The organism is Rathayibacter sp. VKM Ac-2835 (assembly GCF_013266705.1).
Taxonomy (GTDB): Bacteria; Actinomycetota; Actinomycetes; order Actinomycetales; family Microbacteriaceae; genus Rathayibacter.
In genome coordinates this window covers 610516-635003 of the sequence record NZ_JABSNQ010000002.1, presented here as the reverse complement: position 1 = coordinate 635003, position 24488 = coordinate 610516, and the positions used below count along the sequence as shown (strand labels likewise).

The window sequence follows — 24488 nt, the reverse complement described above, 5'->3', positions numbered from 1 at the left end:
CCGTCTGGGAAGTGGTGGCGAGGACTGACCTCGGGCTCGCGGGAACGCGGACGGCTCGTCGGATCACGGGATCCTGACGAGCCGTAGGCGATTCTACGAGCCCGAGGTCGGAGCCGGCTCGGAGGTGGCGGCGAGAGCGTCCAGGAGGTAGGCGATCACCGGCTCGTAGAGGTGCACGGCGAGGCCGTCGTCGATCGGCACGACCACCTCGATCGAGCCCTGCGCCTCGGCGACGAAGACGGCGGGGTCGTTGCAGTCGGCGATCGCGATCGTCGGCAGGCCGCGCCGCCCGGAGGCGCCGGCCCAGCCGTGGTCGGCGACGACGAGGTCGGGGCGGACGCCGAGCGCCTCGAGCTCGTCGAGCAGCGCGTTCATCGGCTCGGCCGAGTGGGTGTGCTGAAGGCTGCCGCCGCGGTAGGCGCAGGTGACGCCGCCGGTGCACCACAGCCGCTGGTGCTCGTCGGCCAGGGCGACCCGGACGCCGTCGGGGCGGGCGAACGGGAGGGCGTTGACGTCGATCACGAGGGCGCCGGCCGCCGTCGCAGCCGCGGCGAGCCGGCGGTAGACGTCCAGCAGGGTCGCGGGATGCGCGGTGGCGAAGAGGATCAGCGCACCCTCGCGAACGGCGCGCGCGAAGCGGTCGCGGTAGGCGTCGAGCGCGGCGACGGTGAGGGCGGCGTCGATGCGGTCCTGCCCGTGCTCGAACGCCGGATCGGTGCTGATGCCGACCCGCTCCCCCATCAGGGCGAGCAGGCTCTCGACGTCCCAGTGCTCGGCGACGTCGACGCCGTAGAGGTGGGCGGGCTCGCGGGCGGCCAGGCGGCGCAGGTTGCCGAGGTTGCTCGCGCGGCCGGTGAGGACGGCGCCGGTGAGGAGCGACTCGTCGAGGATCGCGGCGAGCGCGGCGGCGGACAGCGGCATGCGGAGGGGCCTTCCGGTGGGGGTCCCTCGAGCGTAGTCAGAAAGTCGTGCTTGACGAGTGACAGTCGCCGATATATCGTTACTACATCGCCGACAGATCGTGAGCACTCGCTCCGACGGGCGAGACGGATTTCGAGAGGAATCCCCTGACACGAGAAGAGACACCATGAACACCAGGAACTCCTTCCACGACCACAGCGACCGCTTCGACCGCTCGCACGGCGAGCACGGCCACGGCGGCCACGACCAGCCCGGCCGGCGCGAGCGCCGCGGCCCCGGCGGTCACGGCCGCGGCTTCGGCCCCGGCTTCGGCTTCGGCCCCGGCTTCGGCGGCTTCGGCCCCGGCTTCGGCGGCCCCGGCTTCGGCCGCGGCGGCGGACGAGCCCGTCGCGGCGACGTCCGCGCCGCCCTGCTCTCCCTCCTCGCCGAGAAGTCCTCGAACGGCTACGGCCTGATCAAGGCGATCGCCGAGAAGACGAACGGCTCGTGGCGCCCCAGCCCCGGCTCGGTCTACCCCACGCTCCAGCAGCTCGTCGACGAGGGCCTGATCACGGCCGTCGGCGAGGGCCGCGGCACCGAGTACCAGCTCACCGACGCGGGCGGCACCTACGTGCGCGAGCACGCCGACGAGCTCGCCGCCGCCTGGGAGGCCACTCCCGGCGCGAGCGACGCGGACCGCGAGTTCGTCGAGAACATCGGCAAGCTGATGGGCGTCGTCCAGCAGTTCCGCGGGGCCTCGGAGGCGCAGCGCGCCGCCGCCTCCGCGAAGCTCGACGAGACCCGCCGCGCGCTGTACCTGATCCTCGCCGACTGACGAGGCTCCGCCGCCGGTGGATCTCGCTGCGCCCGCGGAGCGGGCTACTCGATCAGCATGAAGGGCCCCGTCCTGCGGTGGCGGCGATCATGCTGGTCGAGCCGTCCCGCAGGTCGCGCATCTCATGCTGGTCGAGCAGCCCCGCAGGGGCGTATCGAGACCCGGCGTTGTCAGGAGGGTGGGTCTGCAGACCGACCTCCGAACGGTGGTGGATCTCGAGACGCCCGCTGCGCGAGCTACTCGATCAGCATGAGGAAGGCCACCGCCGTCCGACAGCCCGCCCCTCGCGCACTCGCGCTGGGGGCGTCGTCGTGTCAGCGGTAGGAGGCGGCCAGGCGGGCGAGGCCCTCGTCGAGGGTGACCGCCGGCGTCCACTGCAGGTCGGCGCGGGTGGCGCGCTGGTCGAACCAGTGCGCGGTCGAGAGCTGCTCGGCGAGGAAGCGGGTCATCGGCGGCTCGTCCTCCCCCGGGCGCACCGCCCAGACGCGCTCGACGAGCGAGCCCGCGGCGCGTGCGACGCCCGCGGGCACCGACCAGGCCGGAGGGCGCACGCCGGCGGCCCGGCAGATCCCGGCGAGCAGCTCGGCCACCGGCCGCGGCTCGCCGTTCGTGACGACGTAGGCGCGGCCGTGCACCGCCTCCGCCCGGCCGAGCGCGGCGACGATCGCCGAGGCGGCGTTGTCGAGGTAGGTGGAGTCGATCAGCGCCTGGCCGTCGCCGAGCAGCGGCAGCCGGCCGGTGCGGGCGCGCTCGACGATGCGCGCCACGAGCTGGGTGTCGCCCGGACCCCAGACCAGGTGCGGGCGGACCGCCACGACGGCGAAGCCCGGCGCGTCGGCGGCCAGCGCGAGCAGCTCGGCCCGCGCCTTCGTGCGGGCGTAGTCACCGCGGGCGCGCTCGGGATCGGCCGGCTCGGCGCCCTCGCCGACGATCGAGGCTCCGGCGTGCGCCACCGACGGCGAGGACACCTGGACGAACCGCGTGACACCCGCCTGCGCCGCGGCGGCCAGCAGGCCCCGCGTCCCGTCGACGTTCACCCGGACGAAGTCGGCCGGGTCGCCCGCGAGCGAGACCTTCGCCGCGAGGTGCACGACGCCCTCGCGGCCCTCGACCGCGGCCTCGACGGCGCGAGCGTCGGCCAGCGAGCCGCGTACGTCCTCGACACCGCTCACTCCCGACGGACGGCGCTGGAACGTGCGGACCTCGTGCCCCTCGGCGACGAGTCCGGCCGCCACGGCGCCGCCGAGCAGCCCGCTCGCTCCGGTGACGAGGACCCTCACGGCGCGACCATCCGGCCGCCGGCGAGGATCGACTCCGCCCAGCGCGCGAGCGCGGCCCGGTCGATCTTCGAGTTGTGCCGGATGTCGGTCGGCAGCGCCGGCACGACGAGCACGGCCGCGACCGGTGCGCCGACGGCCGCACGGACCTCGGCGGCGAGCTCCTCGGACGCGAGCTGCGTGCGGCGGGCACCCTCGTGCCGCTCGACGACCGCGACGAGCTGCGCGACGCCGCGGGGCCCGACGCCGACGAGTGCGGCGCGGGAGACGGCGGCGACGCGCGCCTCGATCCGCTGCTCCGGCCCGACGGGAGTCACGACGCCGTCGGCGGTGACGATCACGTGCGGCAGCCGGCCCTCGACCCACAGCCGGCCGTCGGCGTCGATCCGTCCGACGTCGCCGGTGCGGTGCCAGCGCTCGCCCGGCACGGCGCCGCGGCGTGCGGCGCGGTCGGTCAGCCAGAGCCGCTCGTAGTGGTCCTCGACGTGCCCGGCCGAGACGACGATCTCGCCGGTGACGCCGACGAGCTCGGCCGGCTCGGGAGCGGCGCGCCCGTCGTCGTCGAGCGGCGCGATCCGGAGGCGGACACCCGCGGCGGGGACGCCGACGCAGACTCCTCCGCGCGGGTTGTCGTCCGCTGCGGCCGCGCGGATGCCCTCGAGCGAGGCGTCCGTCAGCAGCAGTCCCTCGGTCATCCCGTAGGGCGTGCGGGCCGACGCGTTCGGCATCAGCGCCTGCGCCTGCGCGAGCAGCCCCTCGGCGACGGGAGCGCCTGCGGAGAGGAAGGTGCGGACGCCGGCGAGCGCGCGGTGGTCGTCGGCGTCGAGGTCGCCCGCGGTGGCGACCACGTTGGCGAGCGCGGCGGGCGAGAGGAAGAGGACGGTCGCGTCGACCTGCGCCGCGGCGGCCGCCACCGCCCGCGCAGTGAGCGTCCGCGGCGAGGTGACGTCCATGTCCGGCGTCGCGGAGCGGGTGCCGAGCGCCGGGCCGAGCAGGGCGAACGGCGCGAAGCCGGCGACGAGTCCGGTCCCCGGGCCGATCCCGTACTGGCGGGCCAGGGCGTCGCGGACCCCGGCGAGCTGGCGGTGGGTGTAGACGACGCCCTTCGCGGGTCCGGTCGATCCGGAGGTGAAGAGGATCGCGGCGGTCGCGTCGGCCGCGGGCGCCTCGCCGAGCGCGTCGACGGAGGCGGCCAGCTCTGCACGTCCGAGCTCGATCAGCTGCCCGAGCGAGGTGTCGACGCCGAGCGCGCGGGCGGAGGCGCGCGGCAGCGTCTGCGTCGAGACGCGCCCGCCCGGCCAGCCGAGCGCCCGGGCGACGGCGAGGCCCGGCAGCGCGCCGACGACGAGGTCCGGCCAGGCGCCGCGGACGGCGCGGGTCAGTCCGCGCAGGCCGAGGCCCGCGTCGGCGACGACCACGACGGCCCCGATCCGGAGGCACGCGTAGAGGAGCGCGGTGAGGTCGGCACCGGGCGGCACGAGCAGCGAGACACGGTCGCCGGGCGCGACGCCCGAGGCCCGGAGTCCGGCGGCCAGCTCGCGGACCCGCCGCGAGAGCAGGCGCCACGAGACGGAGCGCGGACCGTCGCCTCCGGGCGGCGCCATCTCGACCAGCGCGAGCGAGTCGTCCTCGACGCGCTCGTCGAGGTGCCGCCAGAGCGGCTCGATCGGAGCGGTCGGGCGGCGCACGTCGGGCGCCTGGACGCCCGCGGTGACGTCGCCGAGCCAGGTGAGGACGGCGGCGGAGTAGTCGACGTCCTCCGCGAGCAGGTGGCCGGTGCCCTCGAAGCGGTGCACCTGCGCGTGCGGGAGGCGGTCGACGAGGTCGTCGAGGTAGCGGTCCGAGAAGATCGGGTCGAGCGGGCCCCAGAGCAGCAGCGCCGGGGTCTCGAGGGCGCGGACACCGGCCGCGATCCGCTCCAGCTCGGAGTGGCTCGGGTGCGCGGGGCCGACGGGGATGTCGGCGACGAATCCGCCGACCCCGCCCCGTCGCTCCGCCGAGCGGTAGGGGGCGCGGTAGCCGTCCTTGACGGCGGCCGGGATCGCCGGGTGCCCGAGGGCGAGCGTGGTCTCGAGGAACGCCGGCGTGCCGACCGTCGAGGCGCCGAGGACGCCGGAGGCCAGGGCCAGCCGCAGCGGCGCGGGGATCGGCGCGTCGGCCGGCTGGTGGATCGCGGTGTTGAGCAGCATCGTGCCGCGCAGGAGCTCCGGGTGGTCGACCGCCCAGCCGAGCGAGACGACTCCGCCCCAGTCGTGGCCGAGGGTGACGACGTCGCGGAGGGCGAGCACATCGGTGAGGTTCGACAGCTCGCGCACGCGGTCGGCGAGGGCGTGCAGCTCGCCGGTGCGCTCGGAGAAGCCCATCTCGAGCTGGTCGACGGCGACGACGCGCCAGGCCGGCTCGCCGCGGTGGGCAGCCGCGACGGTGGCGGCGGCGAGGGCGCGCCAGAGGTAGGACCAGGTCGGGTTGCCGTGCACGCAGAGGATCGTGCCGAGCGGCTCGACGCCGTTCAGCGCGTCGTGCGTGTCGAGCAGGTGCCAGCGGCGCGGGACGCCGTGCGCGTCGGGCGCGTCGACGAGGCGCGACCAGGACGGATCGAGGCCGTCCAGTCCCGCCGGCGGCAGCTCCGCCGCCGAGGTCGAGCCGAGTGCGCGGCGGATCCTGGCGGCCGGGTGCCGGCCGGCGGCGGCGCTCACCAGGCGATCTCGAGCATCGCGGTGTTGATGCCGGAGCCGACGCCCAGCAGCAGGACGCGGTGGCCCGGCTCGAGGGTCTTCGACTCCTGCGCGAGGGTGATCGGGATCGACGCGGGGCCGACGTTGCCGAGCGTCGGGTAGGTGGTGGGCACCAGCTCGGGGTCGATGCCGACGGCCTTCACGAAGGCGTTGGTGTGCACGTCCGACACCTGATGCATGATGTAGCGGTCCATCCCGCCCCAGCTCCAGTCGCGCTTCGCCTCCTTCCAGGCGGAGACGACGAGCTCCATGCCGCCCTTGAGCAGCGCCTTCGCGTCGGTGAACATCCCGTCGACGCTGCCGACGCAGAGCTCGTTGAACTGGGTGGCCGCGCGGGTGATCCCGCCGAGGATCCGGTGGCCCTTGGGGTGCTCGTCGGCCGGGCCGAGGATCGCGGCCGCGGCGCCGGACCCGAGGGTCAGGCTCGCGAACTCGCTCATGAAGTCCTTGCGCTTGATGCCCTCGCGGCTGAGGCGCTCGATCGTGTTGACCTGGATCTCGTCGGCGTCCTCGCCGTCGATGATCATCGCGTACTTGATCTGGCCGGAGTCGATCAGCTGGGCCGCGAGAGTCATGCCGTTGACGAAGCCGAGGCAGGCGTTCGCGATGTCGAAGTTGATCGCGGAGGAGGGCAGGCCGAGCCCGTGGTGCAGGCGCACGGCGACCGAGGGCTCGAGGTGCTTGCGGGTGACCGAGGTGTTGATGATCAGCCCGATCTGGTCGGGCCGGATGCCGGCCTCGGCCAGCGCGCGCTTGCCCGCCTCGATCGCGGCGCCGTCGAAGCCCTGCTCGGGACCCCAGTTGCGCCGCTCCTGCACGCCGGCGACGCGCTGGAGGAGTCCGGTGGGGAGTCGCAGCCGCTTCAGCGCCGGCGCCAGTCGCGCGTCGATCTCTTCCGACGTGGTCACCCGAGGGGCCATCGTGGTAGCGACGGACAGCAATGCGACGTTGCGGTGCGTGGTCGTTGCGTTTCCGTCCAACGGAACTCCCTATCGAGTTGTCGATCTCGGCATGTGCCCCCGTGATTTTACGCTGTCGTTCACCCGACGCTTGCTGGACGCGGGCTGGACGGCGGCGACATGCACACTCCGGGGGCCTGCTGCGCGCTCTGGCGCGGAATCGCGCGCGTTCTCGCGGGTGTTCTCCGCGATGGCCACAGGCGACCCTCCGGTGTCAACCGCCCGGCACTCGGCAGCGGGAGGGGCGTCAGGTGCCCATGGCCCAGGGCTCGCGGTCGCCGCGGAGGCGGGCGGCGAGCGCCATCGCCTGCTCGTCGGTGAGGGTCGCCACGTAGTCGACGACGCCGCGGGCCCGGCCGAGGCGCTGCAGCGACTCCGCGTCGACGCGCGGGCGGCCGCGCTCGCCGGCCGGCAGCCACTCGGGGCGGTCGGCACGCAGGCGGAAATAGCCGTCGGTCGCCAGCTCGATCAAGTCGAGCAGCTTCTGCGGGGCGCGCGGGCCGTCCCGCGGGTCGTCGAGCCAGGCGTCGAGGTGGGTGACCAGCGTCCCGAGCACCTGCGACTGGCCGCGCTGGTAGGTCGCGAAGTCGGGCCGGTCGATCACGAAGCGGGTGTGCACGAACTTCAGCACCGCGACGTCGTGCCAGGCGTCGGGCAGGAGCGTCAGGTGGCCCGAGCGCACGTTCGGCTCGGCGAGCACGAGCACCGAGCGCTGCAGCCGCCCGATCCAGGAGGAGACGAACGACTCGATCGCCCGCTCGGTGCGGGTGGAGCCGTCGAACGGCACCGCGAGCAGCCCCTCCACCAGCTCGGTCGAGACCCGCTCGACGGAGGAGCGGAAGTGCTCGTCGCTGGCGATCCACGGGTCGCGGGCCACCAGCCTCCGCCGCAGCATCTCCAGCGAGTGCCCGGGCGCCCGCGCCCACAGCTCCTCGGCGTCGAGGGCGGCCAGCGCGTTCTGCTCGCGCAGGAACGCCCGGAACTCCACCGCGACGGCCGCCTGCTGCAGCACGCCGGCGCGGTAGAAGTCGTCGAGGTCGTGCAGCGAGTAGGCGATGTCGTCGGCGACGTCCATCACCGAGCACTCCAGCGTCTGCTGCCAGGGCGCGATCGCGGTGAAGCCGGTGCGGGAGTCGAGCAGGTCGTCGAGGTCGAGCGTGTAGGCCGAGAACTTCGGCGGCGCGGTCTCCCAGCGGCTGGCGGTCGAGCCGCGCGGCAGCTCGGTCGGGTCGGCCGTCTCGAGGTCCGGTCGGCAGACCGTGCGGCCCCACGGGTACTTGAGCACCGCGGCGCGGGAGGCGGCGGTGAGGTTCAGCCCCGCCTCCACCGTCTCGCAGACGTCGAGCTCGGAGAGGATCCGGAAGGACTGCGCGTTCCCCTCGAAGCCCTCCTCGAGGCCGAGCTTCTCGCGGGCCAGGCGGTCGAGCGCCTGCTCGCCGAGGTGCCCGAACGGCGGGTGGCCGAGGTCGTGCGCGCTGGCCGCGGCCTGCACGACGACCGGGTCGCAGCCGCCGAGGCGCTCGACCAGCTCGCGCTGGGCCGTGTCCGTGGTGGTCAGCTGCATCGCGATCGCGCGGGCGACCGCGGTGACCTTGATGGAGTGGGTCAGCCGGTTGTGCACGACCTGGCCGACGCCCGAGGGCGAGATGACCTGCGTGACCGCGGAGAGCCGGGCGAAGTAGGGCGAGAAGCGGATCCGCTCGAGGTCGACCCGGTACTCCGGGAACTCCTCGCCGGTGGCGAAGCGGTCGACCGGCTCCGGAGTGCGGCGGTCGCGGCGGGTGTCGTGCGCCCGGTCGTCCGTCTGCGGCAGTGGCGGTGTCGCGTCGTGCATGCGCCCACCCTACGGGCGGAGCTCCCCCGGCTCCTCGCGGCCCGGCTCCTCGTGCTCGGAGCGCGCCCGCGGCGCGACGGCGATCAGCACGGCCGCGGCGACGACCGCGCCGAGCACGTACGCGGCGATGTCCAGCCAGGAGAAGGTGCTGCCGACGACGAGGCGCAGCGGCGGCCACAGCTCGACCAGGCGGGCGGCGGCTCCGATCGCCTGGAGCTGCTCCATCGCGATCGACCAGGCGAGGGCGATCCCCGCCGCGGTCACCGCCGGGATCCGCGGCAGCAGCACGCAGACCAGCAGCGCGACGAGCACGACGTAGAGGACGCTGCCGGCGAGGTCGGCGAGCAGGCCGACCAGGAGGAAGCGCAGGGCGAGGCCGAGTGCGAGCGCGGCGATCGCGGCGAGCGCGAACGGCAGCCGCGCCCTCATCGCGCCTCGCGGGCGCGGCGCACCCGGTCGAGGGCGAGGAGGAAGGTGCGGTCGTCGGCGACGGTCCAGCCGAGCGGCCCCGGCGTGGCGACGACGAGCGGCACCAGGACGCGGCGGCGCGCCCGCGCGGCGAGGGCGGCGGCGGAGGCGCGGGCCGCCTCGGAGACCAGGCCGCGGAAGCCCTGGCCCGCGGCGGCACCCCGCTCCGGTCGCGCCGCCGCGACGGAGAGGACGACGGCGCGGACGCGGAAGGCGCCGTGCGCGACCGTGCCGACCTCGACCGAGAGCACGTCGCTCCAGGACGCGATCGCCAGCGCGTCCGCCCGCTCTCCGGCGAGCGCCGGTCCGTCCGAGCCGAGGGTGACGACGCCCGTGGTGTCCGGCGCGACAGCGGCGGCGGGTGCCGCGATCCGCCGCAGCGCTCGGTCGAACTCGCGGCCGCGCAGCAGCGCGACGCCGTCCGCGACCGCCGCGAACTCGGCCAGCCGCCGCCGGTTCTCCGGGGACGCCTGCCGCAGCTGCGCGGCGAGCGCGGCCCGCGCCCGGCGGACCTCGGCTCCCGAGGTGATCAGCGCGGTCGGCTCGAAGCGGCGGCGCGGCGGGAGCGCGTCGGACGGCAGCGGATGCGCCGAGGCGTGCGGCGGCGGGGCGCCCCAGTCGGGCGGCGGTGCTGCGGCCATGTCCCCTCCTCCGGCGCGCTCGGGATCGCGATGCTCCTCCGGAGATTCTCTCCCCTCGCGCCTCCGCCTTGCCCGCGAGAAGCACCCGGTCTACGATGGGGAGTACCCCCGGGGGGTATCACTGAACCACCGGACCCCCCCGCCCCACGCAAGGAGAGCAGCATGACCGCGCACCTCGATCTCGGACTCACCGCCAAGGGAGCCGCCGGCGGGTCCGGGGGCGGCTGCGGGTCGGGCGGCGCCTGCGCCTGCGGCGGTCACGACTCGGCGCACGGTGGCGGCCACGCCTCCGCCGGGGGCACCTCGGTGCAGAGCTTCGGCGTCGCCGGGATGACCTGCGAGCACTGCGTCCGCAGCGTCACCGAGGAGCTCGCCGCCTACCCCGAGGTCGACAGCGTCGACATCTCGCTCCTCCCCGACGGCGTCTCCACCGTCACCGTCGGCTCGTCCCGTCCGCTCGGCCGCGAGGAGATCGCGGCCGCCGTCGCCGACGCCGGGTACCGCCTCGCGCCCCTGGCCTGACGTGACGGACGCAGAGACGACAGGCCGCACGGAGACACCCGCCGAGCTCGAGCTCGCCATCGGCGGCATGACCTGCGCGTCCTGCGTCGCCAAGGTCGAGCGCCGCCTGGACGCGCTCCCCGGCGTCCGCGCGAGCGTCAACCTCGCCCTGGAGCGCGCCACGCTCGCGCTGCCCGAGGGCACCACGGCCGCCGACGCGATCGCCGCGGTCGAGGCCGCCGGCTACACGGCCACGGTCTCCGGAGCGACGCCCGCGGCGGACGACGGCACGGACGACGGCGCCCCCTCCCGCGAGGAGGAGGCCGCCGAGTCCGAGCGCCGCGTCCTGCGCACCCGCCTCACGGTCTCGGCCCTGCTGGCCGCGCCGGTCGTGCTGCTGTCGATGATCCCCGCGCTGCAGTTCGCGAACTGGCAGTGGCTCTGCCTCACCCTCGCCGCGCCCGTCGCGGTCTGGGGCGCCTGGCCGTTCCACCGCACCGCCTGGCGGGCACTGCGGCACGGGACGACCACGATGGACACCCTGATCAGCCTCGGCACCACCGCGGCCTTCGCATGGTCGCTGTACGCCCTCTTCCTCGGCGACGCCGGCCGCCCCGGGATGAGCATGCCGTTCGAGCTGCTCGGCACCCGCTCCGGACACGACGAGATCTACCTCGAGGTCGCCGCCGCCGTCCCCGTTCTGGTGCTGGCCGGCCGCTGGCTCGAGGCCCGCTCCAAACGCGACGCCGGCGCCGCCCTGCGCGCGCTGCTGGAGCTCGGTGCGAAGGAGGCGACCCGCGTCGCCGCCGACGGCTCCGAGGAGCGCGTCCCCGCCGCCGCCCTCGCGGTGGGCGACCGGCTGCGGGTGCGGCCCGGCGAGGTCGTCGCCGCGGACGGCACCGTCCTCGACGGCTCGAGCGCCGTCGACGCGAGCCTGCTGACCGGCGAGAGCGTGCCGGTCGAGGTCGGCCCGGGATCCGAGGTCACCGGCGGCGTCCTCAACGCGCACGGCGTGCTCACCGTCCGGGTCGACCACGTCGGCTCCGACACGACCCTGGCCCGGATGGGCCGCTTGGTCTCGAAGGCGCAGGCCGGCAAGGCGCGGGTGCAGCGCCTCGCCGACCGCGTCTCCGCCGTCTTCGTGCCGGTCGTCGTCGTGCTCGCGCTCGCCACCCTCGTCGGCTGGCTGCTCTCCGGCGCAGACCTCGCCGCCGCCGTCTCGCCCGCCGTCGCCGTGCTGATCGTCGCCTGCCCCTGCGCGCTCGGTCTCGCCACGCCCACCGCCGTCCTCGTCGGCACGGGCCGCGGCTCGCAGCTCGGCATCCTGATCCGCGGACCCGAGGTGCTCGAGACGAGCCGCCGCGTCGACACCGTCGTCCTCGACAAGACCGGCACGCTGACCACCGGCGCCTTCTCCGTCGCCGCGGCGAGCGACGACGAGTCGCTCCGCCTGCTCGCGGCCGTCGAGCGCGGCTCCGAGCACCCCCTCGCCGCGGCGATCGTCCGCGGGGCCGAGGAGCGCGGGCTGGCCGTGCCCGAGGCCACCGGATTCCGCGCAAGCGCGGGCTTCGGTGTCCGCGCGCGGGTCGACGGCCGCCTCGTCGTCGCCGGGCGCCTGCGCTGGCTCGAGGAGCAGTGGGGCTACGCACCCGGCGACCTCGCCGCCCGCGCCGAGCAGGCCGCGGCCGACGGCGGCACCGTCGTCGGGATCGGCTGGGAGGGCGAGCTGCGCGGCTTCGCCGTCCTCCGCGACGAGCCACGGCCCGAGGCGGCACGCACGGTCGCGTCGCTGCGCTCCCGCGGGCTGCGCGTGCTGATGCTGACCGGCGACAACCCGCGCGCGGCCGCCGCGGTCGCCGCCGCGGTCGGCCTCGACGAGGTCGTCGCCGAGGTGCTGCCGGAGGAGAAGCTCGCGGTGATCGAGCGGCTGCGATCCGAGGGCCGCACGGTCGCCTTCGTCGGCGACGGCGTGAACGACGCGGCCGCCCTCGCCGCCGCCGACCTCGGCATCGCGATGGGCGCCGGCTCCGACGCGGCGATCGAGGCGAGCGACGTCACGCTGGTCGGCGACGACCTCGCCCGCGTGCCCGACGCGCTCCGGCTCGGCCGCCGGACCCTGGGCGTCATCCGCGGCAATCTCTTCTGGGCCTTCGCCTACAACGTGGCGGCGATCCCGCTCGCGATGGCCGGCCTGCTCGGCCCGCTGGTCGCGGGCGCGGCGATGGCGTTCTCCAGCGTCTTCGTGGTGCTGAACAGCCTCCGGCTGCGCTCGTTCCGCGCGGAGTGACGTGGGCGGAGTGACGTGGTTGGCTGGGTCCATGCGCACCGAGACCCGCCAGGGCGTCCCCCTCCTCCTCGTCGACGACGACGGGCCCGCCCTCTCCAGCTCGGAGGACGCGCTCGGCATCATCGGCGAGATCTACGGCAGCGACGCCGAGACCATCGTCGTCCCGGTCGGCCGCCTCGATCCGGAGTTCTTCCGGCTCCGCTCGGGCATCGCCGGCGAGTTCGTGCAGCGCTTCGTGATGTACGGCAAGCGGCTCGTGGTCGTCGGCGACATCACCGAGCAGGTCTCGGCCTCGAGCACCCTGCACGACTTCGTCGTCGAGTCGAACAGCGGCGACCACCTCTGGTTCGTCCCGGCGCTCGACGCCCTCGACGCGCGTCTCGGCGCCTCCCCGACCGCCGAGGAGCCCGGCGCCGACGGCGGGGTGGAGCCGACTCCCGGCCCCGCGCGCTGATGCCGGCGGAGCACCCCGGCGAGCCGCTGCTGCGCCTGGACGGCCCGGTCCGGCTGCTCCTGCTCGCCGACACCCACCTCCCCACGCGCGCGAAGGCGCTGCCCGACGAGGTCTGGCGGGCGGCCGACGAGGCGGACCTGGTCGTGCACGCCGGCGACTGGGTCGACGAGGCGACGCTGGACGCCCTCGAGGCGCGGGCGGCACGGCTGCTCGGCGTGTGGGGCAACAACGACCCCGCCGGGCTGCGGGCGCGCCTCCCCGAGGTCGCCCGCGCGGAGATCGCGGGCCTCGACGTGCGCGTCGTGCACGAGACCGGCCCCGCGGCGGGGCGGGAGGCGCGCGCCGACGCCGCCCACACCGGCGCCGACCTGCTCGTCTTCGGCCACAGCCACATCCCCTGGGACTCGCGGACGCCGGCCGGGATGCGACTGCTGAACCCCGGCTCGCCGACCGACCGCCGCCGCCAGCCGGCCTGCACCTACCTCACCGCGGTCGCGGACGCCGGCGAGCTCCGCGACGTGCGCCTGGTCGCGCTCCCGGTGCGCGTGCCGACCCGCTGAGCGACGAGCGGACCGCTGCTCCGACGCCCGCCTTCGAGACCGCTCAGCCGCGGGACGACCTGTTCCGGTCGGCGGCGCAAGGGGGTCACAGCGGAATATGGTCGGCCTAAGCTCTCGGAGATGACCAGCTCACACGACCACCCCGATTCCGCGCACCTGCGTCCGGACGGTCTCGACGACGCCACCGTCGCTGCGCTGGGCAAGCTCTCCGAGGCGCTCGAGACCGTCGAGCACGCGCGCGGCCTCCTCTACGGCTTCCACCGGCTGACCGGCGCCGCCGACCTCGCGCTCGGCGAGGCGGTCGACGCCTTCCGGGAGGCGGGGCGCGACGAGCTCGCCGACTCCCTCGAGAAGGAGCTGGTCGGCCGCAACGTCATCGAGGGCCGCTGGACCTTCCAGATCGTCGAGGACTACGACGACGGCTACTACGCCGCGTTCCGCGACCAGGAGCGCGCGGCACGCGACGAGCTCGCCGCCGGTCGCCGCCACCTCTTCGAGTCCGAGATGAAGGAGGACCGTCGCTCGCACGGTCTCCGCCACCACGAGTCCCGGCCGGATCCCGAATGAACTCCGTGATCCGGATGCACGCCTCCCCGATGCGCGTGCGCGCCGTCACCCCCGGCTCCGACCGGCGCGGGACTCAGGTGCCGACCCCCACGACGCGCCGCACCAGCCTCAGCATCGACGGCCGCCGCTTCCTGCTCGCCCTCTCCTTCGACACCGAGGAGCTGGAGAAGAAGCTCGTCGAGGCCGTGCGCGAGCGCGGCGGGATGGTCAGCTTCACCGTCGCGGGCGACCGCGAGGTCTGCGTGCTCGTCTCCCCCGGCGTCGCGGTCATCCTCGAGCACGAGGACGTCCCGGTCGACGAGTTCGAGCCGGACGACGCCGTGCAGTACGACGACGTCGAGTACCTCACCTAGGCGCGGCCACCCTCCTCCGCCGGGCGGATCGCGCAGTGCGCTGTCCGAATATTGACACGAGTAAACCTGGCTGTTGACACGAGTAAACGCAGGTGCTCGAATGGGTCCGCCGCGCCACCGATCGTCGTCGGCAGTAGGAGAAACCCATGACCTTCACCCTCGGAATCGTCGGCGCCGGCCAGTTCAGCCGCCACTTCGCCGACCTCTTCCACCGCCACCCCGGAGTCGGCGCGATCACCGTGACCGATGTCCTCGACGGCCGCGCGGAGGCGCTCGTCGAGTCGGAGGGACTCGCCGGGACCCACGAGAGCTTCGAGGCGATGCTCGCCGATCCGGCGGTCGACGCCGTCGCCCTGTTCACGCAGCGCTGGACCCACGGCCCCCTGGTCGCCCGGGCGCTCCGCGCGGGGAAGCACGTCTACTCCGCCGTCCCGATGGCGAGCGACGCCGACGAGATCGCGGAGATCATCGAGCTGGTCTCCGCGACCGGCCTGACCTACATGATGGGCGAGACCAGCCAGTACAACCCGGCGACGGTGTTCGCCCGCCGCAAGTTCGAGGAGGGCGCCTTCGGCCGCGTCTTCTACCTCGAGGGGGACTACCTCCACGACATGGACCACGGCTTCTACGACGCCTACCGCTACAGCGGCGGCGAGGACTGGAAGGCGACGGCCAGCTACCCGCCGATGTGGTACCCGACCCACTCCATCGGCGGCGTGCTGGGGGCCGTGCCGAGGCACGCGACCAGCGTGAGCTGCACGGGCATGCGCGACCACCTCGACGACGGGGTCTTCGACACCGACGTCAGCATGTTCGGCAACGACTTCTCGAACATGACCGCGCTGTTCGAGCTCGACGGCGGCGGCTCGATGCGCATCAACGAGTTCCGCCGGGTCGGCTACCCGTCCTTCCTCCGCGAGAGCCGCTTCCGCTTCTTCGGCACCGCCGGCGTCTTCGAGCAGCTCGTGCAGACGAGCGTCTGGCAGACCGGCGAGGGCGTCGAGGACGTGACCGAGCAGCTCGCCACGACCGCGACGATGGCGGACGACGACCCGCGCCTCGAGAACGTCTCCCCCGCGCTGCGCGCCGCCTTCGTCAGCGGCCACGCACCGGTGCACGAGGCGGAGGCCGCGCGACTGCCAGGCGAGCTCGAGGGCGCGCCGAACGGGCACGAGGGCTCGCACCACCTCCTGGTCGACGACTTCGTCCGGGCCGTCACGACCGGGACCCTGCCGACCGTGAACGCCTGGGTCGCCGCCCGGTACACCCTGCCCGGGCTGGTCGCGATGGAGTCGGCGCGGCAGGACGGGGCGCGACTGCCCATCCCCGACCACGGCGACGCCCCGGTCGCCGTCGGGGCGTCGCTCCCGGTGTCGGCGCGGGTCTGACGCACTGAGCGGGGGCGGGCGCAGCGCCCGCCCCCGCTTCTCAGAGCGCCGGGTCCGGGCTCCCCGCGAGGAACGGCTCGAAGGCGTCGGCGCCGTCCGGGCCGACCCAGTCGTACTCGACGACCTCGTCGCCCGCCGACCACCGCGACGGCGTCGGCGAGTGCAGCCAGTCGAGCGGAGCGACTCCCCCGGGCGTGCCGCCGTCCAGCGCCAGCCGCAGCGCCCGCGCGAGGTCGGCGTCGACGGCGTCGGTCCGCGTCGCGGGGTCGACGGAGACGAAGAGCGCGGTCCCGCTGCGGGCGACGAGATCGAGGAAGCGGCGGTTCAGGGCCCAGTCGGTGCTGCTCGTGCTGGGCACGCAGTCCGCGTCGAGGGTGAAGAACGCGTCGTGCTGCGCGAGGCGGAACGCCAGGGCGTTGACGCCGACGCGGCGGGTGCGGTCCCAGTGCAGGCCGGACGTGTCGTCGCCGACCCGCTGGGCGTGCACGAGCCCGGCGGCGAGATGCCCGACGACGTTGCAGCCCAGCACCAGCGCCTCGCCGGCGGCGGCGCGCATCGTCGCGTAGAAGCGCACGAGCGCCTCGGCCGTCGTCACGGAGCGGTCGTGCAGCGCGGGCCCGGAGCCGGGCGCCGCGCCGAAGTCCGGACCCCACGCGCCGAGGAGGTCGTAGGTCGAGAAGTCGTGCTTGATCAGCTCGAAGCCCCAGCCGGCGAGGCGCGCCGCGTCCTCCGCGACGAGCTCGAGCACGGCGGGCGAGCTGGGGTCGAGGGCGAGGGCCCCGTCCCGCCCCGCACGCACTCCCTCGAGCGGCTCCTCGCGCGTCAGCAGCGGCCGGAACCACACCCCCGGCCGCACGCCCTCCGCCCGGACGGCCTCCGCGGCCACGGCCATGTCGGGGAAGCGATCGGGTCGTCCAGCCCGCCAGGGACCCGGTGAGGCCGCGAGGCCGTCGGCCGTCCCGGCCGAGCTCCAGCCGTCGTCGACGACGCCGAACGGGCGCACCGCGTGGTCGCCGACGAGGTCGGCGATCGTGCGCGCGTCGCGGACGACGGCGGCGAGGCCGAAGTCGCGCCCGTAGGCGTAGTACCAGTTGTTCGCGCCGACCAGGGGTCCGCCCGTCGTGAGCGGCTCCGGGCAGAGCCGGCGGAGGAGCGACCGCTGGGCGGAGAACGCGCCCTCCTCGCCGGAGATCCTGTGCACGACCGCCGCGGTCAGCGTCCGGTCGCCGGGGACGACCGCCGCGCCGCCGCTGCGCAGATCGAGGGTCAGCGTGACTCCGCGCCGGTCGACCTGCCAGAAGGCGAACGACGCGCCGCCCACCTCGACGCCCCAGCCGTCGGTCGTGCCCGTGCGCGGGTGGTGCACGAGGGCCGTCCAGGGCAGGATCCGCTCGGCGCGGACGCCGCGCCACTCGAGCTCGCCGTAGGAGCGCTCCCAGGCGTCCCCGAGCACCAGGCAGTCCTCGGGGATCGCCCGGGCCCACCGCAGCCGCACTCTCGACACGGCGGCGACGGCACCGACGTCGACCCGCAGGCCGCCCGATGCGGTCTCGGCGAGGTGGACGCGGACGCCCGAGCCCCGGAGGTCGGCGAAGCCGCCGTCGGGGTCGATCTGCGCGTCGATGCGCGCGGGATCCGCGAGTGGAGTCGTCATCACTGCTCTCTCTCCGGCCCGGCAGCACTGCACGGAGCCGAGGTCGACAGTAGCCATGTAAGAACATTCTTCCCAGTCTTGAATACTCCTGGTTACTCGTGTAGCTTCCTTCGCAGCACGCTCCCGCGCACCGCGGAACGGGCGCTTCTCCACCTGCTCGGATCATGACGAAGGAGTCATCTCTTGCTGCTTTCACGACGCTCGAACGCGCGACGAACCGGGTGCGCACGATGACGGCTCTCCGCGAGGGGCGGGCCCGCGAGGGCGCCGCCGCGGTCCGGATCCGCCCGACGATGTCGCTCGGCCGGCGCCGCGCGCGCCGCTCCGAGCTGCTCGTCGCGCTCGCCTTCATCCTCCCGGCCGCCGTCGGCTTCGGAGCGTTCTACGTCGTCCCGACGATCCGCGGCATCTACCTGAGCTTCACGGACTACAACCTGATGAGCGCGCCGTCGTACATCGGCTTCGACAACTACCTGCGCCTGGCGAAGGACCCGCTGTTCTGGAACTCGGTCGGCGTCACCCTCGAGTACGTCCTGATCAACATCGTCGTCCAGACGGTCGTCGCGGTCGGCCTCGCCGTCCTGATGCACCGCCTCACCCAGTCCGTGGTGATCCGCGGGGCGATCCTGCTGCCCTTCCTGATCTCCAACGTCATCGCGGCGATGATCTGGTTCCTCCTGCTCGACTACCAGCTCGGCCTCGTCAACAGCGTCATCGAGAGCCTCGGGCTCACCCGCATCCCGTTCTTCGCCGACTCGAACTGGGCGATCCCGACGATCGCGCTGGTCAACGTCTGGCGGCACATGGGCTACACCGCGCTGCTGGTCTTCGCCGGCCTGCAGCTCATCCCGAGCTACGTCTACGAGGCGGCCGCGATCGACGGCTCGAGCGAGTGGCGCTCGTTCTGGAAGATCACCCTGCCGCTGCTGCGGCCGGTGCTCGCGCTGGTCCTCGTGGTCACCGTGACCGGCTCGTTCCAGGTCTTCGACACCGTCGCCGTGACCACCCGAGGCGGCCCGGTCAACGCCACGAGGGTCATGCAGTACTACATCTACCAGGTCGGCTTCGGCGAGAACGACTTCGGCTACGCCAGTGCGATCTCGGTCGTCCTCCTCGTCATCCTCGCCGGCGTCGCGCTGATCCAGCTCCGGCTGCTGCGCGCCGACCAGTCCGACCTCGCGTAAGGAACGCCGATGACCACTGCAGCTCCCGTCGCCCTCGATCCCGCCGCCGCCGCGTCCCCCGCGCCCGCTCCCCGGCGCACCCGGCCGGCGCGCCGACCCTCCCTCGGCCGCGTCGTCGCCTGGATCGCGCTGATCCTCGCCCTCGTCGTCACCCTCTTCCCCTTCTTCTGGATGGTGCGCACCGCGTTCTCGACCGGGAACGCCCTCGCCACCGACACCACCTCGCTGCTGCCCGTCGACTTCACCTGGGGCGCCTTCGCCCGGGTCCTGGGCTTCTCCACCCAGGAGCAGGCCCTCGCCGAGGGCGGGTCCGGCGCCTCCGTCAATTTCTGGCTCTACCTGCGCAACTCGGTCGCCTACGCCACCCTGGTCACCCTCGGCCAGCTGCTCTTCTGCTCGCTGGCCGCCTACGCCTTCGCGCGACTGCGCTGGCCCGGCCGCGACGCCGTCTTCTTCCTCTTCCTCACCGCGCTGATGGTCCCGCCGATCTTCACCGCCCTGCCCAACTTCGTCCTCATGCGCGATCTCGGGCTGCTCAACTCGTTCATCGGGCTCTCGCTGCCCACGCTGCTGATGACCCCCTTCGCGGTGTTCTTCCTCCGCCAGTTCTTCCTCGGCATCAGCCGCGAGATCGAGGAGGCGGCGGAACTCGACGGAGCGGGCAAGCTGCGGATCTTCTTCCGCCTGATCGTGCCGATGAGCACGGCGCCGCTCGCGACGCTGGGCATCCTCACCTACATCAACACCTGGAACGACTACTTCTGGCCGCTGCTCGCCGGCAACACCGAGGAGAGCCGGGTCCTCACCGTCGCCCTCGGCGTCTTCCGCTCGCAGACCCCGGGCGGCAGCCCCGACTGGGCAGGGCTCATGGCCGCGACCCTCGTCGCCGCCGTCCCCGTCCTCCTCCTCTTCCTCGCCTTCGGCCGTCGCATCGTCGACTCCATCGGCTTCTCGGGCGTCAAGTGACGCGCCCGCCCCTCTTCCCCTCCTCTTCTCCTCTCCGCTCCCCTCTCCTCTCCCCTTCCCCGTCCACTTCCCCTCTCCTCTCCCCTTCCCCGTCCACTTCCGCTCTCCTCTCCCCTCTCCCTTCCCCTCCCCCTCTCCACTCCCTTCCCTCCCGTGCAATGAAGCAGCAGACAGGAACCAGCACCATGACCCGCATCCTCCGACGATCCGCCGCCGTCCTGGCCGGCACCACCGTCCTCACCCTCGGACTCACCGGCTGCGTCGGCGGCTCCGGCGGCGCCGCGAGCGGCGGCGGCGACAGCGCCGACATCGACACCAGCTCCGCTTCCGGCACCATCGACTACTGGCTCTGGGACAACAACCAGAAGGCCGCCTACCAGCAGTGCGCCGACGACTTCCACACCGCGAACCCCGACGTGAGCGTCACCATCTCGCAGTACTCCTGGGACGACTACTGGACGAAGCTCACGAACGGCTTCGTCGCCGGCACGGCCCCCGACGTCTTCACCGACCACCTCTCGAAGTTCGCGGACTTCGTCAACAACGGCCAGGTCGTCTCGCTCGACGGCGTCGTCGAGAAGGACGGCGTCGACGTCTCGCAGTACCAGAAGGGCCTCGCGGACCTCTGGGTCGGCGAGGACGGCCAGCGCTACGGCCTGCCGAAGGACTGGGACACCACCGCGATCTTCTACAACAAGGCGCTCGTCGAGGACGGCGGCTACACCGCCGAGCAGATCGCCGGACTGGACTGGAACCCGGAGGACGGCGGCAGCTACGAGAAGGCCATCGCGCACCTCACCGTCGACGTCAACGGCGTCCGCGGCGACGAGGACGGCTTCGACAAGACCCGCGTCGCCGTGTACGGCCTGGGCCTCGACGGCCAGTCCGGCGGCGGCAACGGCCAGACCCAGTGGTCGATGTACGCCGGCACCACCGGCTGGAGCTACACCGACAAGAACCCGTGGGGCACGAAGTACAACTACGACGACGAGCGCTTCCAGGCGACGATCGGCTGGATGGCGAAGGTCATCGACGAGGGCTACATGCCCTCCCTCGCGGCCGTCACCGGCAGCGACTCGACGCAGACCTTCGGCGCCGGCAAGTACGCGATGATCACCAACGGCTCGTGGAACATCAACTCGTTCTACGGCCTCAAGGACATCGAGGTCGGCACCGCTCCGACCCCGACCGGCCCCACCGGCGCGCGCGCCACGATGTTCAACGGACTGGCCGATTCCATCTGGTCCGGCTCGGACAACAAGGCCGCCTCGGCCAAGTGGGTCGAGTACATGGCCTCCGCCGACTGCCAGGACGTCATCGGCGCCGCCGGCGTCGTCTTCCCGGCCATCCCCTCGGGCTCGGACGCGGCGCAGGCCGCCTTCGCGGAGCGCGGGATCGACGTGTCGGCCTTCACCAGCCAGGTCGACGAGGGCACCACGTTCCTCTTCCCGATCTCCGACAACGCGGCGAAGATCAACGGCATCATGGTGCCGGCCGTCGACGCGGTGTTCGAGGGACAGGCCGACCCGTCGTCGCTCTCGTCGGCGAACGATCAGGTGAACGCGCTGTTCCAGTAGCCCGTCGGCCAGACTGGCGGAGAGGGGGCGCTCTGTCCCCCTCTCCGCCGATCGTCGCTTTTCTCGAGGAGGCACCCCGTGCCGGACATCAGCACGCCGCGCAAGCGCCCGACCCGCAACGACGTCGCCGAGCGGGCCCAGGTGAGCTCGGCCGTCGTCAGCTACGTGATGACCGGGGCGAAGCACGTCACCCCCGAGACGGCCCAGCGCGTGCGGACGGCGATGGAGGAGCTCGGCTACCGGCCGAACTCCACCGCTCGCGCCCTGCGCACCGGCAGGACGCACACCCTCGCCCTCATCGTCGCCGACGTGAGCAACCCCTTCTTCTCCGAGTACGCCCTGCAGCTCGAGATCGCCGCCACGGAGCGGGGCTACGCGCTGCTGATCGCGAATTCGCACGAGAGCCTGGAGACGGAGGTGCGGCTCCTGGACGAGATCGCGCAGCGCGGGGTCGACGGCGTGCTGCTCTCGAGCGTCCGGCACGCGAGCGACCGCTCCTCCCTCGACTCGATCCCCGTTCCCGTGATGTGGATCGACGCGTTCCACCCCGCGGAGGGCGCCGCCAGCGTCGGGGTCGACATCCGCCACAGCGCTCGCACCGTGGTCCGGCACCTCGCCGAGGTGCACGGCTGCCGCTCCGTCGGCCTCGTCATCGGCGCGAGCTCGCAGCAGACCACCGACCCGCGCGTGCTCGGCTGGGCCGAGGCGATCGAGGAGATCGGCCTGGAGCCGGGACCGGTGGTCACGACGACCTGGACCCGCGAGGGCGGGATCGAGGCGGCGCGTATGCTCCTGGACACCCCGAACCGGCCCGACGCCGTCTTCGCCGGCTCGGACCTCCTCGGCATCGGCGTCCTCCGCGGCGCGGCCGACCTCGGGCTCCGGGTCCCGGAGGACCTCCGGATCGTCTCCTACGACGGCACCGCGGAGTCCGCGTTCAGCGTCCCGCGGCTCACCTCCTTCAAGCAGCCGGTCCGCGAGATGGCCCGCGCTGCGATCGACACCATCATCGACTTCACGCCCGACCGGGCACACCACACGCTGTTCCGCGGGGAGCTGCTCCTGCGGGAGTCCTGCGGCTGCGCACCGTCCGCGCCCTGATCGGGCAGAACAGCCCTGATCCGGGCAGAACAGGAACACTCACCGTGACACTCGCCACCCCCTCGACCGGAGTCGTCCTCCGCAGCGCCGGAGTCGCCCTCGTGCTGGATCTCAGCGACTCCCTGCTGCCGATGGTCGCGCACTGGGGCGCGGACTGCGGGCCGCTCGACCGGGCGGCGTTCGACGCGCTGGTGCTCTCCGGCACCGCCCCGGTCGGTCCGAACGACATCGACGAGCCGATCCGCCTCGCGGTGCTCCCCGAGCACCGCACCGGCTGGACCGGCCGGCCGGGCCTCAGCGGATCCCGCGCGGGCGCGGCCTGGTCGCCGTCCTTCCGCACGACGAGCCTCGAGCTCGACGGCGCCGCCCTGCCGACCGGAGCGATCGCCGACTCCGGGGCGGGCACGCTCGTCGTCCGCGCCCAGGACGACGTCGCCGCGCTCGGCCTCGAGATCGTGATCGTCCTCGACCCCTCCGGCGTGCTGCGGATGCGGGCGGCGCTCACCAACCTCGGCGCCGACGGCTATCAGGTCGACGAGCTGCTGCTCAGCCTGCCCACGCCGCCCTCGGCGAGCGAGATCCTCGACTTCGCCGGCCGCTGGGGCAAGGAGCGCGTGCCGCAGCGCTCGGCCGTCACCATCGGAGCGCACCGCCGCGAGGGCCGGCACGGACGGACGGGAGCGGACGCCGCCACCCTGCTCAGCGTCGGCGAGCCCGGCTTCGGCTTCGCCCGCGGCGAGGTCTGGGCGATCCACACCGCGTGGTCCGGCAACCACGTGCACCAGGTCGAGCGCGTCCACACCGGCGTGCAGACCCTCGGCGGCGGCGAGCTGCTGCTGCCCGGCGAGGTCCGGCTCGCGCACGGCGAGACCCACACCGGTCCGTGGATCCACGCCGTCCACGGCGACGGACTCGACGAGGTCGCCCGGCGCTTCCACCGGCAGCTGCGCGCCCGGCCGGGTCACCCGCACTCGGCGCGGCCCGTCACGATCAACGTCTGGGAGGCCGTCTACTTCGACCACGACCTCGACGCGCTCGTCGAGCTGGCCGACCGCGCCGCCGACCTCGGGATCGAGCGCTTCGTGCTCGACGACGGCTGGTTCGGGAGCCGCCGGGACGACCACTCGGGGCTCGGCGACTGGACGGTCTCGAGCGACGTCTGGCCGGACGGACTGCACCCCCTGGTCGACCACGTGCGCTCGCTCGGCCTGCAGTTCGGGCTCTGGTTCGAGCCCGAGATGGTCAACCCGGACTCGGACCTCGCCCGGGCGCACCCCGAGTGGATCCTCTCGACCGGAGACCGGATGCCCCCCGAGTCGCGCTGGCAGCAGGTCCTCGACCTGGGCGATCCGGACTGCTTCGCCCATCTCCGCGACGCGATCCTCGCGATCCTCGACGAGTACGACATCGGCTACATCAAGTGGGACCACAACCGCGACCTCACCGACGCGGGTCGGCGCCCCGACGGCGCCCCGGGCGTGCACCGGCAGACGCTCGCGGTGTACCGGCTGATGGACGAGATCCGGGCTCTGCACCCGGGGCTCGAGATCGAGTCCTGCTCCTCGGGCGGAGCGCGGGTCGACCTCGAGATCCTGGAGCGGACCGACCGCGTCTGGGTCTCCGACAACAACGACCCGCTCGACCGGCAGCAGATGAACCGCTGGACCACCCAGCTGCTGCCGCCCGAGCTGATGGGCACCCACATCGCGTCGGGCGCCTCGCACACGACGGGCCGCGTGCACGACCTGTCCTTCCGCGCTCTGACGGCGCTGTTCGGCCACCTCGGCGTCGAGTGGGACCTGCGCTCCGCCGGCGACGAGGAGCTCGAGGAGCTGCGCCAGTGGATCGCCCTGCACAAGCGGCTCCGGCCCCTGCTGCACGGGGGCGACCTCGTCCGGCTGGACCACCCGGACGAGACGATCGCGGTGCACGGCGTCGTCGCTCCCGACCGCTCGGCCGCCGTCTACTCCTACGTCTCGCTCGCCCGCGCCGGCGTCGTCTCCCCCGGGCGGGTCCGCCTGCCCGGCCTCGATCCGGAGTCGGTGTACCGGGTGGCCCCGGTCGTCGTCGGCACGCGGGGCCTCGCCGACCGCGACGCGATCTGGTGGCCGCAGGACGGCGGGGTCTTCGAGCTGTCCGGCGCCCTGCTCGGCCGCGCGGGTCTCGTCCCGCCGCTCCTGCACCCCGAGCGCGGGGTGCTCTACGAGGTGACGCGGGTCGGGAGCGTGCGGCCGCTCGCGAGCTGAG

The 24488-nt window shown here is 73.8% G+C and carries 21 protein-coding genes; 13 read left to right on the top strand and 8 right to left on the bottom strand.

The window, feature by feature from the left end:
• Window positions 1-93: 93 nt before the first annotated feature.
• Window positions 94-921: a phosphatase gene (locus HRK28_RS10790; protein ID WP_173251485.1), complete on the bottom strand. Its 828-nt coding sequence runs from the start codon at window positions 919-921 to the stop codon at window positions 94-96.
• A gap of 166 nt (window positions 922-1087) precedes the next feature.
• Between HRK28_RS10790 and HRK28_RS10785 the strand changes: the two genes are divergently transcribed.
• Window positions 1088-1735, top strand: coding sequence for a PadR family transcriptional regulator (locus HRK28_RS10785; RefSeq protein WP_160090714.1), 648 nt, complete (start codon window positions 1088-1090; stop codon window positions 1733-1735).
• A 314-nt stretch (window positions 1736-2049) separates the two neighbouring features.
• Here HRK28_RS10785 and HRK28_RS10780 read toward each other — a convergent pair whose 3' ends face one another.
• From HRK28_RS10780 to HRK28_RS10755, 6 genes are all read right to left on the bottom strand, one after another.
• Window positions 2050-3015 (bottom strand): NAD-dependent epimerase/dehydratase family protein, encoded by a 966-nt coding sequence (locus HRK28_RS10780; protein WP_173251483.1) that lies wholly within the window; start codon window positions 3013-3015, stop codon window positions 2050-2052.
• A complete protein-coding gene (locus HRK28_RS10775) occupies window positions 3012-5708 on the bottom strand; it encodes an alpha/beta fold hydrolase (RefSeq protein WP_367948397.1) in 2697 nt (898 codons plus the stop codon). Before HRK28_RS10775 ends, HRK28_RS10780 begins: the two co-directional genes overlap by 4 nt.
• The gene (locus HRK28_RS10770; protein ID WP_123446645.1) at window positions 5705-6727 is read right to left on the bottom strand and encodes a 3-oxoacyl-ACP synthase III; all 1023 of its coding nucleotides are present in this window, start codon (window positions 6725-6727) and stop codon (window positions 5705-5707) included. The genes HRK28_RS10775 and HRK28_RS10770 overlap by 4 nt, the downstream gene beginning before the upstream one ends.
• Window positions 6728-6953: 226 nt before the next feature.
• The gene (dgt, locus tag HRK28_RS10765; protein WP_173251481.1) at window positions 6954-8540 is read right to left on the bottom strand and encodes a deoxyguanosinetriphosphate triphosphohydrolase family protein; all 1587 of its coding nucleotides are present in this window, start codon (window positions 8538-8540) and stop codon (window positions 6954-6956) included.
• A 9-nt stretch (window positions 8541-8549) separates the two neighbouring features.
• Entirely contained in the window at window positions 8550-8969 is a 420-nt protein-coding gene (locus HRK28_RS10760; RefSeq protein ID WP_160090717.1) for a DUF2809 domain-containing protein, read from the bottom strand.
• Complete coding sequence (locus tag HRK28_RS10755; RefSeq protein ID WP_173251479.1) at window positions 8966-9649, bottom strand: hypothetical protein; 684 nt, start codon at window positions 9647-9649, stop codon at window positions 8966-8968. The genes HRK28_RS10760 and HRK28_RS10755 overlap by 4 nt, the downstream gene beginning before the upstream one ends.
• Window positions 9650-9811: 162 nt before the next feature.
• Between HRK28_RS10755 and HRK28_RS10750 the strand changes: the two genes are divergently transcribed.
• The 7 genes from HRK28_RS10750 (at window position 9812) to HRK28_RS10720 (ending at window position 15759) form a co-directional block, all read left to right on the top strand.
• Window positions 9812-10171: a heavy-metal-associated domain-containing protein gene (locus tag HRK28_RS10750; RefSeq protein WP_160090719.1), complete on the top strand. Its 360-nt coding sequence runs from the start codon at window positions 9812-9814 to the stop codon at window positions 10169-10171.
• 1 nt (window position 10172) lies between these two features.
• On the top strand, window positions 10173-12437 hold the full coding sequence (locus HRK28_RS10745; RefSeq protein ID WP_367948396.1) for a heavy metal translocating P-type ATPase: 2265 nt from the start codon (window positions 10173-10175) through the stop codon (window positions 12435-12437).
• Between the two features lie 31 nt (window positions 12438-12468).
• Window positions 12469-12891 (top strand): DUF4180 domain-containing protein, encoded by a 423-nt coding sequence (locus HRK28_RS10740; protein ID WP_160090720.1) that lies wholly within the window; start codon window positions 12469-12471, stop codon window positions 12889-12891.
• Window positions 12891-13451 (top strand): metallophosphoesterase, encoded by a 561-nt coding sequence (locus HRK28_RS10735; protein ID WP_173251477.1) that lies wholly within the window; start codon window positions 12891-12893, stop codon window positions 13449-13451. Before HRK28_RS10740 ends, HRK28_RS10735 begins: the two co-directional genes overlap by 1 nt.
• Before the next feature lie 120 nt (window positions 13452-13571).
• Window positions 13572-14018 (top strand): hypothetical protein, encoded by a 447-nt coding sequence (locus tag HRK28_RS10730; RefSeq protein WP_160090722.1) that lies wholly within the window; start codon window positions 13572-13574, stop codon window positions 14016-14018.
• Window positions 14015-14371 (top strand): hypothetical protein, encoded by a 357-nt coding sequence (locus tag HRK28_RS10725; protein ID WP_173251475.1) that lies wholly within the window; start codon window positions 14015-14017, stop codon window positions 14369-14371. Before HRK28_RS10730 ends, HRK28_RS10725 begins: the two co-directional genes overlap by 4 nt.
• A gap of 146 nt (window positions 14372-14517) precedes the next feature.
• Window positions 14518-15759 (top strand): Gfo/Idh/MocA family protein, encoded by a 1242-nt coding sequence (locus HRK28_RS10720; RefSeq protein WP_173251473.1) that lies wholly within the window; start codon window positions 14518-14520, stop codon window positions 15757-15759.
• 40 nt (window positions 15760-15799) lie between these two features.
• Here the strand turns inward: HRK28_RS10720 and HRK28_RS10715 are convergent, their stop codons facing one another.
• Window positions 15800-17413, bottom strand: coding sequence for a hypothetical protein (locus HRK28_RS10715; RefSeq protein WP_217274649.1), 1614 nt, complete (start codon window positions 17411-17413; stop codon window positions 15800-15802).
• A gap of 293 nt (window positions 17414-17706) precedes the next feature.
• Between HRK28_RS10715 and HRK28_RS10710 the strand changes: the two genes are divergently transcribed.
• From HRK28_RS10710 to HRK28_RS10690, 5 genes are all read left to right on the top strand, one after another.
• Window positions 17707-18597, top strand: a complete 891-nt coding sequence (locus HRK28_RS10710) for a carbohydrate ABC transporter permease (RefSeq protein ID WP_244231872.1) — start codon at window positions 17707-17709, stop codon at window positions 18595-18597.
• Between the two features lie 9 nt (window positions 18598-18606).
• Window positions 18607-19563, top strand: a complete 957-nt coding sequence (locus HRK28_RS10705) for a carbohydrate ABC transporter permease (protein WP_160090725.1) — start codon at window positions 18607-18609, stop codon at window positions 19561-19563.
• 185 nt (window positions 19564-19748) lie between these two features.
• Window positions 19749-21140 (top strand): sugar ABC transporter substrate-binding protein, encoded by a 1392-nt coding sequence (locus tag HRK28_RS10700; RefSeq protein WP_173251471.1) that lies wholly within the window; start codon window positions 19749-19751, stop codon window positions 21138-21140.
• A gap of 78 nt (window positions 21141-21218) precedes the next feature.
• The gene (locus HRK28_RS10695) at window positions 21219-22241 is read left to right on the top strand and encodes a LacI family DNA-binding transcriptional regulator (protein WP_160090727.1); all 1023 of its coding nucleotides are present in this window, start codon (window positions 21219-21221) and stop codon (window positions 22239-22241) included.
• Between the two features lie 44 nt (window positions 22242-22285).
• Window positions 22286-24487 carry an alpha-galactosidase gene (locus tag HRK28_RS10690; RefSeq protein WP_367948395.1) on the top strand — a complete coding sequence of 734 codons (2202 nt, stop codon included), beginning with the start codon at window positions 22286-22288 and terminating at the stop codon, window positions 24485-24487.
• The last annotated feature ends 1 nt before the right edge of the window (window position 24488 follow it).

Excerpts from the sequence above, each read along its gene's own strand:
- HRK28_RS10790 (WP_173251485.1), bottom strand. The coding sequence starts at position 921 with ATGCCGCTGTCCGCCGCCGCGCTCGCCGCGATCCTCGACGAGTCGCTC.
- HRK28_RS10785 (WP_160090714.1), top strand. The coding sequence starts at position 1,088 with ATGAACACCAGGAACTCCTTCCACGACCACAGCGACCGCTTCGACCGC.
- dgt (WP_173251481.1), bottom strand. The coding sequence starts at position 8,540 with ATGCACGACGCGACACCGCCACTGCCGCAGACGGACGACCGGGCGCAC.
- HRK28_RS10760 (WP_160090717.1), bottom strand. The coding sequence starts at position 8,969 with ATGAGGGCGCGGCTGCCGTTCGCGCTCGCCGCGATCGCCGCGCTCGCA.
- HRK28_RS10755 (WP_173251479.1), bottom strand. The coding sequence starts at position 9,649 with ATGGCCGCAGCACCGCCGCCCGACTGGGGCGCCCCGCCGCCGCACGCC.
- HRK28_RS10750 (WP_160090719.1), top strand. The coding sequence starts at position 9,812 with ATGACCGCGCACCTCGATCTCGGACTCACCGCCAAGGGAGCCGCCGGC.
- HRK28_RS10740 (WP_160090720.1), top strand. The coding sequence starts at position 12,469 with ATGCGCACCGAGACCCGCCAGGGCGTCCCCCTCCTCCTCGTCGACGAC.
- HRK28_RS10735 (WP_173251477.1), top strand. The coding sequence starts at position 12,891 with ATGCCGGCGGAGCACCCCGGCGAGCCGCTGCTGCGCCTGGACGGCCCG.
- HRK28_RS10730 (WP_160090722.1), top strand. The coding sequence starts at position 13,572 with ATGACCAGCTCACACGACCACCCCGATTCCGCGCACCTGCGTCCGGAC.
- HRK28_RS10725 (WP_173251475.1), top strand. The coding sequence starts at position 14,015 with ATGAACTCCGTGATCCGGATGCACGCCTCCCCGATGCGCGTGCGCGCC.
- HRK28_RS10720 (WP_173251473.1), top strand. The coding sequence starts at position 14,518 with ATGACCTTCACCCTCGGAATCGTCGGCGCCGGCCAGTTCAGCCGCCAC.
- HRK28_RS10715 (WP_217274649.1), bottom strand. The coding sequence starts at position 17,413 with ATGACGACTCCACTCGCGGATCCCGCGCGCATCGACGCGCAGATCGAC.
- HRK28_RS10710 (WP_244231872.1), top strand. The coding sequence starts at position 17,707 with ATGTCGCTCGGCCGGCGCCGCGCGCGCCGCTCCGAGCTGCTCGTCGCG.
- HRK28_RS10705 (WP_160090725.1), top strand. The coding sequence starts at position 18,607 with ATGACCACTGCAGCTCCCGTCGCCCTCGATCCCGCCGCCGCCGCGTCC.
- HRK28_RS10700 (WP_173251471.1), top strand. The coding sequence starts at position 19,749 with ATGACCCGCATCCTCCGACGATCCGCCGCCGTCCTGGCCGGCACCACC.